This is a genomic window from Polaromonas sp. YR568, assembly GCF_943371715.1.
GTDB lineage: Bacteria > Pseudomonadota > Gammaproteobacteria > Burkholderiales > Burkholderiaceae_C > Polaromonas.
The window spans coordinates 113932-126476 of the sequence record NZ_CALRVW010000008.1 but is presented as its reverse complement, the minus strand read 5'-3'; the positions used below and the strand labels follow the sequence as shown (position 1 = coordinate 126476).

Genomic DNA, 12545 nt, shown 5'->3' with positions numbered 1-12545 from the left:
AGCGGGAGAGCTAGACTCGCCGCATGCCCCGCCATCCCCCACCCGCCACGCCCACGTTTGAACTGACCCGGCGCCGGGTGTTCGGGTACGGGGCGGCGGCTGCGCTGGGGCTGGCGGGCTTGTCGCACGCCAGGCCGGCTCTGGCATCGTCGGCGTCACCCCGCCTGCGACTGATCGGCGAGGTCCGTCTGCCGCACCGGCTCCAGTTTCAGGGCAGCACCGTCGGCGGCTTGTCGGGTGTGGACTACGACGAGGCCAGTGGCCTGTATTACCTGCTCAGTGATGATGGCTCGGCCATCAGTCCGGCGCGGTTTTACACGGCACGCCTGCCACTGGAAACAGACCGGCTGGGGGAGCCCGTCCTGACGGGCGTGACCACCCTGCGCCAGGCCGATGGCAGCACCTACCCGGCGGCGTTGCGCGGCATCCAGGTTCCCGACCCGGAGGCAATCCGCTGGCGCCCGGCCAGCCAGACCCTGCTGTGGACCAGCGAGGGGCACGCCCTGACGGGCGCTGCACCGGCGCTGCGCGAAAGCCGCACCGACGGCACGCTGGTGCGCGAATTTGCGTTGCCCGCCATGTTCGACTTTCAGCTCGCCCAAGGGCCGCGTATCAACCGGACGCTGGAAGGCCTGGCCGTGAGCCCGGACGGCCGCCAGGCCTGGATCGCCATGGAAGGCGCGCTGCGCCAGGACGGCCCGCTGCCCACCGCGCAGGCGCCGGGCGGGCCCTGCCGCTTCACCCAGCTGGACCTGGCGAGCGGGCAGGTCGCGCGGCAAATCGCCTATATCCCCGACGCCATTCCACGCGCACCGGTTCCGCCGGCCACCCAGGCCGACAACGGCGTCACTGAAATCCTGATGCTGGACGCCGACCGCATGCTGGTGCTGGAGCGGGCCTACATGGCCGGGCACGACGCCGTTTCGGGCAATTCGCTGCGCCTTTACCTGATCGACCTGCGCGAGGGGACGGACACGCTGAATCTGGCCACACTGCAGCCTAGCGCTTACCAGCCGGTCGCCAAGAGGCTGCTGGCCGATTTTTCCGCCTTCACCGGCGCTGGCCCCGGCCCCCGGCTGGCCCGCCTCGACAACACCGAGGGCATGTGCTGGGGACCGCGGCTTCCGAATGGCAACCGCAGCCTGCATTTCATTAGCGACGACAATTTCAATTCGCGGCAAATCACCCAATGGCTGGCTTTTGAATTTTTTGACTGAACACTCATGACTTCACCCCTTTCCACCGACAGCAGCGCCATCGCCTTCATAGGCGGCGGCAACATGGCCAGCGCCATCATTGGCGGCCTGCTGCAACAAGGCACACCCGCGGCCCGGATCCAGATCGTCGAGCCCTGGGCCGAGCAGCGCGCGAAACTCCAGGCGCAGTTCGGCATCGCCGCCGAAGCGGCGCCGGGCGCGGCGCTGGCCTCCGCCGCTCTGGTGGTCTGGGCCGTCAAGCCCCAGACCTTCCGGGAAGCCGCCCTGCAGGCCGGTCCGCACACCGGCCAGGCCCTGCACCTGAGCGTGGCGGCCGGCATCCGCTCGGACAGCATGGCCTCTTGGCTGGCGACCGAACGCATCGTGCGCGCCATGCCCAACACGCCAGCCCTCGTCGGCCAAGGCATGACCGCCCTCTTCGCCCGTCCTGCCGTCAGCGCGACCGAGCGCCAGACGGTCGAACGCGTGATCCGGACCACCGGCGAACACCTGTGGCTGGCGCAGGAAGAGCAGCTGGACGCGGTGACCGCCCTGTCGGGTTCCGGCCCGGCCTATGTGTTTTATTTCATCGAAGCCATGGTGCAGGCCGGCACCGAGATGGGGCTGAGCCGCGAGCAGGCGCACCAGCTGGCGGTGCAGACTTTTGTCGGTGCCTCCGCATTGGCCAAAGCCTCCAGCGAGCCCCCGGAGACCCTGCGTGAACGCGTGACCTCCAAAGGGGGAACCACCTACGCGGCGCTCACGTCCCTGGAGCAGGCCGGCGTCAAGCAGCAGTTCATGCGCGCCATGCACGCCGCCCGGCAGCGCGCTGCGGAACTCGGCGACGAGTTCGGTGCGGCCTGAGTTTTTGAAATAAATTGGACTCCGACCCTTATTGCACGGGCGTCAACAGCTACTCTTTTAATAGCACATTACCGGCAGGCAGTTACACGCCAGCCAGCGCATACGACAGCGCAATGCCGGCGAACACCGTGAACCCCAGCCAGTGGTTCAGGCGAAAAGCCCGGAAGCAGTCGTCGCGCTCGCGCCGGCGGATCAGCCAGCCATGCCACAGCGCCTGCCCCAGCGCCGCGGCAATCGCTATGAAATAAATAGCTGGCTGCGCAATATCCATCAGAGCCCAGGCCCAGATTGAAAGGTAGATGAGGTAACTCGCCAAAACCGCCGCCACGTCGAAACGGCCCAGCGTGATCGCCGAAGTTTTCATGCCGATCTTGAGGTCGTCGTCGCGGTCCACCATGGCGTATTCGGTGTCGTAGGCAATCACCCAGAAGAGATTGCCCAGCAACAGCAGCCAGGCCAGCGCCGGCACCCGCGACTGCACCGCGGCAAACGCCATGGGAATGCCGAAGCTGAAGGCCACGCCCAGCACCGCCTGCGGCATGGACACAAAACGCTTGGCATAGGGATAGACCACGGCCACCGCCAGTGCGGCAAAGGACCAGGCGATGGTGGCGGTGTTGGTGGTCAGCACCAGCCCAAACGCCAGCAGCGCCAGAACGGCACCCAGGATCAAGGCCTCCCGGACAGACACCGCGCCCCGCGTCACCGGGCGCTGCGCCGTGCGCTTGACATGGCGATCGAACTCGCGGTCGGCGACGTCGTTGAGGCAGCAGCCGGCACTGCGCATGAGGATGGTGCCCAGCGTGAACACCGTCAGCAGGTGCCAGCCCGGGAAACCGTGCGCCGCGACCCACAGCGCCGACAGCGTGGGCCAGAGCAGCAGCAGCCAGCCGGCGGGGCGGTCCCAGCGGATCAGTTGCAGGTAGAGGGCGAGTTTGTTTTTCAAGCCCTCGATTCTGGCATCACCGCCCCGCCCGGACGCCACGCCCTATTCTTCGAGGAGGGAGCGGAGCATCCACGCCGTCTGTTCGTGCACCGTCAGGCGCTGCGTCAGCAGGTCGGCTGTCGGCTGGTCGTCGGCCTTGTCGGCGACCGGGAACAGCTCCCGCGCCGTGCGCGCCACCGCCTCATGGCCTTTCACCAGAATACGCACCATCTCCAGCGCCTTGGGCGGCGTGGTCGGCACGTCGGGGACCGAGGCCAGCTTGCTGAACTGCGCATACGATCCCGGCGCCGGATGGCCCAAGGAACGGATGCGTTCGGCGATCGGGTCCACCGCCGCCCACAGCTCGGTGTACTGCGTCATGAACATGGCATGCAGGGTGTTGAACATCGGCCCGGTGACGTTCCAGTGGAAGTTGTGCGTGGTCAGGTACAGCGTGTAGGTGTCTGCCAGCAAACGGCTCAGGCCCTGGGCGATCGCGGCGCGGTCTTTTTCGCCGATGCCGATGTTGATGGGCGGTGCGCCGATGCGGCCGGCAGAAGCCTTGGGAGATGTTTTGGCCATGGTGTGTCCTTGATTGACTTGGATGAAAGAGTCTGGACATCACTCTAAGCAATCGGCAAGCCCAAGGCAACAGTCAAACTGTATCGCCTTGATAGGCGTCATGAAACCAGCAGGAACCGGGTCAGGACAGGCGTGTCACACCGGGCAGTTCGCAGGCATAAATCGCGTTGCGCAAGGCGGCGATGGCTTCATACCGGGTGAAACTGCGGCGCCAGGCCAGCACCACACGCCGCGACGGTACATGGCCCTCGAACGGCAGGTAGCGGATGTAGGAGGGCAACTCCGGCACTTCCCTGCTTTTGGTTTTCGAAACGGCTTTGGCAGGTGCCGGGGGCAGCAGGGCCTCCTTGGGCACACTCAGCCGCGGCACCAGCGTCACACCCATGCCGGCCGCCACCATGTGTTTGATGGTCTCCAGCGACGAGCCTTCAAAACTCTTGCGTATGCCTTCGGCATTGCTCGAAAACCGGGCGAACTCGGGGCAGACCTCGAGCACGTGGTCGCGAAAGCAATGGCCGGTACCCAGCAACAGCATAGTTTCTTTTTTCAGCTCTTCGGCGGTGATGTTGCTGCGCGCCGCCAGCGGGTGGTTGCTCGGCACGGCCGCCATGAAAGGCTCGTCGTACAACGGCGCAATCGCCAGGTTGGTATCCGGGAAAGGTTCGGCCAGGATGGCGCAGTCGATTTCGCCGGTGCGCAGCTCTTCCAGCAGCTTGACGGTAAAGTTTTCCTGCAGCATCAAGGGCATCTGCGGCGTCAGCGCAATCGCCTGGCGCACCAGGTCGGGCAACAGGTAGGGGCCAATGGTGTAGATCACGCCCAGGCGCAGCGCGCCGGCCAGCGGGTCCTTGCCGCGCTTGGCAATCTCGCGGATGCTGTCGGCCTGCTCAAGCACGCTTTGCGCCTGGCGCACGATCTCCTCGCCCAGCGGTGTCACCGTGATCTCGTTGGCGTTGCGCTCGAACAGCTTGACCTGCAGCTCTTCCTCGAGCTTCTTGATCGCCACACTGAGCGTCGGCTGCGACACATGGCAGGCCTCGGCGCCCCTGCCAAAGTGCTTTTCGCGGGCGACCGCCACGATGTATTTGAGTTCTGTCAGCGTCATGGGCTTATTGTGCGGCTTTTCGTGGCAGCGATGGTGACCGCACCGGCGCATCCGGCCGGTTGCAGTCGGTAGGCCCAGCAAGCGCTCTCGCCGGCGTCATGCATCGAATGGGCCTTCGACCCATATCGTCGGGACACAAGAAGCTACCAAATACGAAAACCCGCCCGCGACAGCTCACCGGCTCTATTCGCGCGGCAGTGTCACGGTGATTCGTTGGCATCACGCGCCCACAGACTGATCTGCAGCTCTCCTCAAGCCGCTAATTGCTGCGCTCGAGCCTGGGGTCAGCTTTCAGCCGAAAGGCATCTACTTCCAGGTGCCCTGAGTCTGGTACTCGACGTCAACCACCGTGCCTTGGGGGTCCAGCACCACGGTCAGCCGCTTCTGGCTCGGCGTGAACCCGCGCATTTCCTGGTAGCTGTACAACAGCCCGCGTCCTGTGGTCTGTTTGATCGCCGGGTGGATGGCTTCTCCTGGCGCCGGCCCGAACATGGTGTTGATCTGCGCCAGCGTCGTCTTGCCGGACTGAATCAACTCGGCCTTGCTCCCGTCAAAGTCAGTTGCGTCCTGCTTCAGGTTCGACATGTACAACTTGGACACCAGTTTTCCTTCGTGGAAGACCAGCGTCAGCCCGTGCACCGGAGTGACGCCCTGGTTTTTGGGCTCTCCGCCAAAGGATGCATAGGCATAGGCGAGCGTGCGGATGGTCTTGCCATTGGACAGCCCGCTTGCCTCCTGAAAAGGCTTGCCCAGTTGGGCCAGCACCTGCTGGTCGGTGGTTTTTCCGAGCACCAGGTCCGCGTCGGCCGGCCGCACAAACTTCGTCCCCGCACATCCGGTCAGCACGACCACCGCCAACAATGCCACCCATTTCGCTGTCCAGTTCATTGACCTTCTCCTTTGTTGATTTTGCTCGTGGAATGTACCTTGTCTGCCGCACGCCCTGCCTCAGGCCTTGAGGAACTCCGCTTTTCCACCCAGCCAGCGCAAGATATGCCGATGCGCCAGATCGGGGTACTTGTCCAGCATCACCGGCGCCAGGGCACGCGCCCAGGTCAGCAGTTCGGTGTCCGTCGCCAGGTCAGCAAAGCGCAGTAGCGGTGCGCCCGACTGCCGCGCGCCCAGAAATTCACCGGGGCCGCGGATTTCCAGGTCGCGCCGGGCGATCTCGAAGCCATCCTGGGTCTCCACCATGGCCTTGAGCCGGGCGCGTGCAGTTTCACCGAGGCGCGGCGCGTCCCCGGTGGAATACAGCAGCACACAGGCCGAGGCGGCGGCGCCGCGCCCGACGCGGCCGCGCAGCTGGTGCAGCTGGCTCAGGCCGAAGCGTTCGGCGTGTTCGATCACCATCAGCGACGCGTTGGGCACGTCGACTCCGACCTCGATCACCGTGGTGCTGACCAGCACGCCGAGCTGGCCGCTGGTGAACAGCGCCATCACCGCCTTTTTCTCGGCCGGCGGCATGCGCGAGTGCAGCAGACCGACGGTCGTGCCGGGCAGGGCGGCGCTCAGGGCTTCGTGCGTCTGCGTGGCGTTGATCAGGTCGACCGATTCGCTCTCTTCGATCAGCGGGCAGACCCAGTAGACCTGCCGGCCCTCGGCGAGCTGGCTGCGTATGCGCTCCACCACCTCGTCGCGCCGCGCCTCGCTGACCACCTTGGTCACGATGGGCGTGCGCCCCGGCGGCAGCTCGTCGATGGTGGAGACATCGAGGTCGGCGTAATAACTCATGGCCAGCGTGCGCGGAATCGGCGTGGCGGTCATCATCAGCAAATGCGGCTCCTCGCCGCCTTCGGTCATCTTGCTGCGCAGGGCCAGCCGCTGGGCCACGCCGAAGCGGTGCTGCTCGTCGATGATGGCCAGCGCCAGGTTTTTGAAAATCACCTTGTCCTGGATCACCGCATGGGTGCCGACCACCAGGCCGGCCGCGCCGCTTTCGATCATGGCCAGAGCTTCGCGCCGCTCTTTCGCCTTCTGGCTACCGGTCAGCCAGGCGGTCTGGATACCCAGCGGCTCCAGCCAGCCGATTAGCTTGCGAAAGTGCTGCTCGGCCAGGATTTCGGTCGGCGCCATCAGCGCGCACTGCCAGCCGGCGTCCATGCAGCGCGCCGCGGCCAGCGCGGCCACCACGGTTTTGCCGGAGCCCACGTCGCCCTGCAGCAGGCGGTGCATGGGCAGGTTTTTCTGCAGGTCGGCCGCGATCTCGGCACCGACGCGCTGCTGCGCGGCGGTCAGGCGAAACGGCAGGCGCTCCAGCAATTGTTCCTGCAGCGTGCACTGGGGGCCGTGTACAGGCGACCGCAACGGTGGCGCCCGCATGGCTGCGCGTACTCGACGCGCCTGCAGCTGCGACAGCTGCTGCGCCAGCAGCTCTTCAGCCTTCAGGCGCTGCCAGGCCGGGTGGCTGCGGTCTTCGAGGGTGGCCAGCATCACGTCCGGCGTCGGATGGTGCAAAAACTGTAGCGCGTCGCGCAGGCTGGACAAGGGCTGGGGCAGGTTTTTGCTTAAAAATTCGGCAGGAAGGGTTTCCGCCAGGTCGGCCCGGGCCAGCCCGCCGAGCACGGCCTTGCGCAGGTAGGCCTGCGGCAAACCGGCCACCGTGGGATACACCGGTGTCAGGGCGGTCGCGAGTTCACCGCCGGCGGCGCGAAAGCTCGGGTGCACCATTTCGCGGCTGACAAAACCGCCGCGTATCTCGCCGCGCACCCGCACGCGCGCGCCCACACTGAGGGTTTTCTGGTGCGCCGGGTAAAAGTTGATGAAACGCAGCACGCAGGTGTCGCTGCCGTCGTCCACCGTGACGCGCAATTGCCGGCGCGGGCGGAAGGTCACCTCGCTGTGGGTGACCTGGCCCTCGATCTGCACCATCTCGCCGTCACGCGCATCGGCCAGCCGGGTGATGCGGGTTTCGTCCTCATAACGCAGCGGCAGGTGCAGCGCCAGGTCGATGTCGCGGCGCAGGCCCAGCTTGTCCAGGGCTTTCTGCGGCTGCGACTTGGGCGTAACCGCGTTGCCGGTGCCAGCCTCAGCCGGCGGCGCCTTGCGGGGAGAAGCAGCGGGGACAGACCGGGTCGGCATGGGACAATTGTGCCTTCATGAAGACCGCGTTCACCCTCAGTGATTTTGATTTCACACTTCCCGACGAACTGATCGCCCAGCACCCGGCCGCCGAACGCAGCGCCTCGCGCCTGCTGGACGGGCGCAGCGAGACCCCCGTGGACCGCCGTTTTACCGAGCTGCCCGACCTGCTGCAACCCGGCGACCTGCTGGTGCTCAACGACACCCAGGTCGTCAAGGCGCGGCTGTTCGGGCAGAAAAGCAGCGGCGGCCGGCTCGAACTGCTGATCGAGCGGGTGCTGTCGCCCACGCCGGAGGCCGGCCACGAGGTGGCGGCCCACATGAAGGTCAGCAAGAAGCCGCGGCCGGGCGCGGTGCTGCAAATGGACGGCGGCTTCACCGCCACGCTGCTGGGTCGCTGGCCCCACGAGGACGGGCCGCTGTACCGCTTTACGCTCAGCAGCGATCCGTATGCGCTGATGGCCAGCCATGGCCATGTGCCGCTGCCGCCCTACATCACCCACACCGACTCGGCCGTGGACGAGCAGCGTTACCAGACGGTGTTTGCCAAAAATCCGGGGGCCGTCGCCGCACCAACCGCTGCGCTGCATTTCGATGACGCGGTGCTGGCTCGGCTGGAAGCGCGCGGCATCCAGCGCGCCAGCGTCACGTTGCACGTCGGCGCCGGCACCTTCCAGCCGGTCAAGACCGAAAACATCGCCGACCACCAGATGCATTTCGAGCGCTTCGAGGTGCCGCCAGCGACGCTGCAGGCGATCCGGGACTGCAAGGCGCGCGGTGGCCGTGTGGTTGCGGTCGGCACCACCAGCGTGCGCGCCCTCGAGTCGGCGGCCAAGTTCGGCCCCGCTTGCCGCGACACCAACATCTTCATCACGCCGGGCTTCGAGTTCCAGGTGGTGGACCTGCTGCTGACCAATTTCCACCTGCCCAAAAGCACGCTGATGATGCTGGTCAGCGCCTTTGCCGGCTACGACCACATCATGGCGCTGTACCGCCACGCGATCGCCCAGCGTTACCGCTTTTTCAGTTACGGCGACGCCATGCTGCTGCAACGACGCCCCCTGAGACAATTACCCCATGCTGAAATTTGAAGTCCTGACCACCGACGCGCCCACCACCGGCCCCGAGGGCGCCTACCTGGGCTCCTTCGCGCGCCGCGGCACGCTCACCCTGAACCACGGCGTGGTGCAGACCCCCATCTTCATGCCGGTCGGCACCTACGGCACGGTCAAGGGCGTGATGCCGCAGTCGCTGCACGAGATGGGCGCGCAGATCATCCTGGGCAACACCTTCCACCTGTGGATGCGGCCGGGGCTGGACGTGATGGCCCAGTTCGGCGGCCTGCACAAGTTCGAGAGCTGGCACAAACCGATCCTGACCGACAGCGGCGGCTTCCAGGTCTGGTCGCTCGGCGAGATGCGCAAGATCTCGGAAGAAGGGGTCAAGTTCGCTTCGCCGGTCAATGGCGACAAGCTGTTCCTGACGCCCGAGATCTCGATGCAGATCCAGACCGTGCTGAACAGCGACATCGTGATGCAGTTCGACGAATGCACGCCCTACGACACCAAGGGTCACATCACGACCGAGGACGAAGCGCGTTACTCGATGGAGCTGAGCCGGCGCTGGGCGCAACGCTGCGAGGACGAGTTTGCCCGGCTGGAGAACCCGAACGCGCTGTTTGGCATCGTGCAGGGCGGCATGTTCGAGAACCTGCGCCAGGAGTCGCTGGACGCGCTGGTCGAGATGGACTTTCCCGGCTACGCCGTCGGCGGCGTCAGTGTCGGCGAGCCCAAGGAAGAGATGCAGCGCATCATGGCGCACACGCCGCACCGGCTGCCGGCGAACAAGCCGCGTTACCTGATGGGGGTGGGCACGCCGGAAGACCTGGTCGAAGGTGTGGCTGCGGGTGTCGACATGTTCGACTGCGTGATGCCGACCCGCAATGCGCGCAACGGCCACATGTTCACGCGTTTCGGCGACCTGAAAATCCGCAACGCGCGCTACAAGACCGAAGACGCGCCGGTGGACGGCACCTGCAGCTGCTACACCTGCAAAAATTTCAGCCGCGCCTACATGCACCATCTGGACCGCTGCGGCGAAATGCTGGGCCCCATGCTCAACAGCATCCACAACCTGCATTACTACCTGAACCTGATGCAGGAAGTGCGCGACGCGCTCGACGCCGGCCGCTTCGGCGCCTTTGTGCAGCAATTCAGGCAGGACCGGCAGCGCGGCGTCTAGCCCAACATCCATCACCGAGAAGGAGTTCCCATGAAATACCGCCGCCTTGGAAACAGCAACCTGAAGGTGTCCGTGCTGTGCCTGGGCACCATGATGTTCGGGCAGCAGACGCCGGATGACGAGGCGGCGCGCATCGTCGCCTCGGCCAAAGACCACGGCATCAATTTCATCGACACGGCCGACGTCTACAACGAAGGCCGGTCTGAAACGCTGCTGGGCCAACTGCTGGCCGGGCAGCGCGATCACTGGGTGCTGGCCAGCAAGCTGGGCAACAAGGCCGGTGACGGCATCAACGACGGCCATTATTCGCGGCGCTGGATCCTGCAGCAAACCGATGCCATCCTGGCGCGGCTGGGCACCGACTACCTCGATATCCTGTACCTGCACCGCGACTTCCACGGGGAAAACCTCGAGGAAGCGGTGCGTGCCATCGGTGACCTGATTCGTGCGGGGAAAATTCGCAGTTTCGGCCTGTCCAACTTCCGCGGCTGGCGCATTGCCGAAATCATGCGCCTCTGCGAAAAGACCGGCGTGCCGCCGCCGGTGGTCTGCCAGCCTTACTACAACCTGCTCAACCGCGGGCCCGAGGTCGAAATCCTGCCGGCCTGCGGCCACCATGGCCTGGGCGTGGTGCCTTACAGCCCGCTGGCGCGCGGCGTGCTCACCGGCAAGTACCCGCCGGGCCAGCCGCCGGCCGAGGGTACACGCGCCGGCAGTGGCGACAAACGTATCCTGGAAACCGAGTTTCGTGAAGAGTCACTGGTGATCGCCCAGAAGATCAAGGCGCGCTGCGAAGCCAAAGGCTGGGTGCCGGGGCAGTTTGCGGCCGCCTGGGTGCTGGCCAATCCGCTGGTCAGCGCGGTGATTGCCGGTCCGCGCCTGCTGTCCCACCTGGAGGAAGTCTACGGCGCGGTGGACCTGGTGCTGGACAGCGAGGACGAGGCTTTCATCGATGAACTGGTGATTCCGGGCCACGCCTCCAGCCACGGCTACAACGACCCGAGTTATCCCTTTTTCGGCCGCCCCGTCTGAGCGGGGAGACCGCTATTGAATCAGGCGCTGCCTGCGCCCGTTGCATAAAGGCTGCAGGCAGTTTTTACTGAAAATTTCCGGTTTAACCCTGCTTCTGGAACAGCACCAGCTTGGTTTCGGTGGCGACCATGCCATCCTTGCCGGCCGTCATCGACACCTCGTAACGCGTGCCGGGCAGCGGAAACTGCGGCGAGAAGCTGAACGAGAAGTTGCCGTTACCGTCGGCCTGCACCCGCTGCGTCAGCAAGTCCTGGTTCATGCCAAACAGGCCGGCGAGCGTTCCGACGGCGCTGACCTTGACATCCACCACCGCGCCTGGTGCCGTGCGGCCGCGCACCACCACCGGGCTGCCTTCCACCGAGGCGTTGTTGGCGTGGCTGGTCACCTGCAACAGCACGGTGGCTGGTGCGGCGCTCACGGCCGAAGCCACGTCGAAGGTCCAGGTCTGTCGCACGGCATTGCCCACCATGTCTTTGGCCGTCACGTCCACCGGGTAGCGGCCGGCGGGCAGGTCTGCGCGGTAGGTGAAGAACTGCGGCGTGATCTGGGAGGCGGAGGTGACATCGCGCCCCGCCAGCATGATGCGCACGCTTTTCGGGTCCACGCCCACGCCGCCTGCATCGTCAAAGGTACCGGACACCGAGGTGTTGGCGCTGCGCGTGATCGACTCGCCATCGCGTGGCGACAGATTGCGGATCACCGGCGGCTTGGCATCGGCCATCAACGGCTGGGTCAGGGTCGAGGTGACCGCGCGGTCGCCGACACGCAGCGTGGCAACCACAGGCCGTGACGGCGCCAGGTTGTCCAGGCGGCGGATGGTATAGCCGCCCTCATACACACCGGGGCTCACTTCGCGCATCGCCACATTGTTGATGACACCGGGAATGTCGAATTCGGCCTTGCCGCCTGGTACGCCATTGAGCGTGAAGCGCAGTTCGGCGCCTGGTTCGAGCTTGTCGACGGGCGCCACCGAGAAGCGGTCGATTTTCAGGCCGGGGGGCGGGGCTGCCGCAACCGGCGCGTTCGCGCCTGCAATGCCGGCCGGGAAGGTGTAGTTGTTGGCGACGCTGAGGTTGCGCACCCTCAGCGTGGCGCGGATGGCGCTGTTTTCATTGATGCGGTCCTGGCGCCGGATGGTGTAGCTTCCGGTGTAGACCCCCCGCGCGGTTTCCTTGAGCATGATGACGCGCGGAATGCCGCGCACGTTGAGGCTGACGCGACCCCGCGGCGTGCCTTCCACCGTGAATTGCAGATCGGCGCCAGCCCGAAGCCCGTCGTCGGAACCCACCTGCAGCGATCGCAACTCGGGCGCGGCCGGTTGCGCCATGACGGTGCCCGGCAAGGCGAGCAGGGCGGTGGCGGCGGGAAGCAGCAGGAAAAGGGCTGCGACCTGGTTGCGTATCTGTTTTTTCATGATGTTCAAACCTTGTAAATTGGTTTGCCCACTGTGATGGCAGCGCAGCGCGAAACCTGTAGGCGCCAGGGCCCGCCAGCCGTAGGCGGCCAGCGGGACACGCCAAGG

General features: G+C 65.7%; 11 protein-coding genes. 5 read left to right on the top strand and 6 right to left on the bottom strand.

Features of this window, described 5'->3' with window-relative positions; all coding sequences use genetic code 11:
• The first annotated feature begins 23 nt into the window (after positions 1-23).
• Both AAG813_RS08415 and proC read left to right on the top strand, forming a co-directional pair.
• A complete protein-coding gene (locus tag AAG813_RS08415; protein WP_341913830.1) occupies positions 24-1217 on the top strand; it encodes an esterase-like activity of phytase family protein in 1194 nt (397 codons plus the stop codon).
• Between the two features lie 6 nt (positions 1218-1223).
• Positions 1224-2060, top strand: a complete 837-nt coding sequence (proC, locus tag AAG813_RS08410) for a pyrroline-5-carboxylate reductase (RefSeq protein WP_341913828.1) — start codon at positions 1224-1226, stop codon at positions 2058-2060.
• Positions 2061-2142: 82 nt separating this feature from the next.
• On the opposite strand, the gene ubiA is transcribed toward proC, so the two are convergent.
• The 5 genes from ubiA to recG form a co-directional block, all read right to left on the bottom strand.
• The gene (ubiA, locus tag AAG813_RS08405) at positions 2143-3006 is read right to left on the bottom strand and encodes a 4-hydroxybenzoate octaprenyltransferase (protein WP_341913826.1); all 864 of its coding nucleotides are present in this window, start codon (positions 3004-3006) and stop codon (positions 2143-2145) included.
• Between the two features lie 42 nt (positions 3007-3048).
• Positions 3049-3567: a Dps family protein gene (locus AAG813_RS08400; protein WP_341913825.1), complete on the bottom strand. Its 519-nt coding sequence runs from the start codon at positions 3565-3567 to the stop codon at positions 3049-3051.
• A 121-nt stretch (positions 3568-3688) separates the two neighbouring features.
• Positions 3689-4672 carry a LysR substrate-binding domain-containing protein gene (locus AAG813_RS08395; RefSeq protein WP_341913823.1) on the bottom strand — a complete coding sequence of 328 codons (984 nt, stop codon included), beginning with the start codon at positions 4670-4672 and terminating at the stop codon, positions 3689-3691.
• Between the two features lie 306 nt (positions 4673-4978).
• Complete coding sequence (locus AAG813_RS08390; protein WP_341913821.1) at positions 4979-5560, bottom strand: hypothetical protein; 582 nt, start codon at positions 5558-5560, stop codon at positions 4979-4981.
• A 60-nt stretch (positions 5561-5620) separates the two neighbouring features.
• Entirely contained in the window at positions 5621-7750 is a 2130-nt protein-coding gene (recG, locus tag AAG813_RS08385) for an ATP-dependent DNA helicase RecG (protein ID WP_341913820.1), read from the bottom strand.
• Between the two features lie 17 nt (positions 7751-7767).
• Between recG and queA the strand changes: the two genes are divergently transcribed.
• From queA to AAG813_RS08370, 3 genes are read left to right on the top strand one after another with little or no spacing between them, the layout of a single operon-like run.
• The gene (gene queA / locus AAG813_RS08380; RefSeq protein ID WP_341913818.1) at positions 7768-8841 is read left to right on the top strand and encodes a tRNA preQ1(34) S-adenosylmethionine ribosyltransferase-isomerase QueA; all 1074 of its coding nucleotides are present in this window, start codon (positions 7768-7770) and stop codon (positions 8839-8841) included.
• Entirely contained in the window at positions 8828-9991 is a 1164-nt protein-coding gene (gene tgt, locus AAG813_RS08375; protein WP_341913816.1) for a tRNA guanosine(34) transglycosylase Tgt, read from the top strand. The genes queA and tgt overlap by 14 nt, the downstream gene beginning before the upstream one ends.
• A gap of 30 nt (positions 9992-10021) precedes the next feature.
• Positions 10022-11023 carry an aldo/keto reductase gene (locus AAG813_RS08370; RefSeq protein WP_341913814.1) on the top strand — a complete coding sequence of 334 codons (1002 nt, stop codon included), beginning with the start codon at positions 10022-10024 and terminating at the stop codon, positions 11021-11023.
• Positions 11024-11105: 82 nt separating this feature from the next.
• On the opposite strand, the gene AAG813_RS08365 is transcribed toward AAG813_RS08370, so the two are convergent.
• Complete coding sequence (locus AAG813_RS08365) at positions 11106-12437, bottom strand: hypothetical protein (protein WP_341913812.1); 1332 nt, start codon at positions 12435-12437, stop codon at positions 11106-11108.
• Positions 12438-12545: the final 108 nt, after the last annotated feature.

Bases quoted from the DNA above. Each gene is read 5' to 3' on its own strand.
- AAG813_RS08415 (WP_341913830.1), top strand. From the start codon at position 24: ATGCCCCGCCATCCCCCACCCGCCACGCCCACGTTTGAACTGACCCGG.
- proC (WP_341913828.1), top strand. From the start codon at position 1,224: ATGACTTCACCCCTTTCCACCGACAGCAGCGCCATCGCCTTCATAGGC.
- AAG813_RS08400 (WP_341913825.1), bottom strand. From the start codon at position 3,567: ATGGCCAAAACATCTCCCAAGGCTTCTGCCGGCCGCATCGGCGCACCG.
- AAG813_RS08395 (WP_341913823.1), bottom strand. From the start codon at position 4,672: ATGACGCTGACAGAACTCAAATACATCGTGGCGGTCGCCCGCGAAAAG.
- AAG813_RS08390 (WP_341913821.1), bottom strand. From the start codon at position 5,560: ATGAACTGGACAGCGAAATGGGTGGCATTGTTGGCGGTGGTCGTGCTG.
- recG (WP_341913820.1), bottom strand. From the start codon at position 7,750: ATGCCGACCCGGTCTGTCCCCGCTGCTTCTCCCCGCAAGGCGCCGCCG.
- queA (WP_341913818.1), top strand. From the start codon at position 7,768: ATGAAGACCGCGTTCACCCTCAGTGATTTTGATTTCACACTTCCCGAC.
- tgt (WP_341913816.1), top strand. From the start codon at position 8,828: ATGCTGAAATTTGAAGTCCTGACCACCGACGCGCCCACCACCGGCCCC.
- AAG813_RS08370 (WP_341913814.1), top strand. From the start codon at position 10,022: ATGAAATACCGCCGCCTTGGAAACAGCAACCTGAAGGTGTCCGTGCTG.
- AAG813_RS08365 (WP_341913812.1), bottom strand. From the start codon at position 12,437: ATGAAAAAACAGATACGCAACCAGGTCGCAGCCCTTTTCCTGCTGCTT.